At 72.3% G+C, this 314-nt stretch carries 1 pseudogene; it reads right to left on the bottom strand.

Going from position 1 to position 314, the window contains the following annotated elements:
- Positions 1–314: pseudogene (locus tag CVH10_RS19160) on the bottom strand (hypothetical protein); the annotation flags it as partial.

Genomic DNA, 314 nt, shown 5'->3' on the forward strand with positions numbered 1-314 from the left:
GCATGGCCGTTGTGCGCCACGTCGAGCACCAGCGTGGGCTGGCCCGGGAGGATCTGGAAGCGGCCCGGCAGTTCGACCATCGCGAGCCCGGTGCGCACCGCCTGTGCTGTGATCGGCAGGGTTTGGCGTAGCGCCTCGAGCGCCGCCAGCACGCCGGCGGCGTTCAGCAACTGGTTGGCGCCGCGCAGCGCCGGGTAGGCCAGGCCGCTGTAACGCCGTCCGCGCCCGCTCCAGCCCCACTGCTGCTTGTCGCCCGACACGTTGAAGTCGTGCCCGCAGCGCCACAGGTCGGCACCGATCTCGCGGGCATGGTC

It is taken from the genome of Halomonas sp. ND22Bw, assembly GCF_003011945.1.
Taxonomy (GTDB): domain Bacteria; phylum Pseudomonadota; class Gammaproteobacteria; order Pseudomonadales; family Halomonadaceae; genus Halomonas; species Halomonas halophila.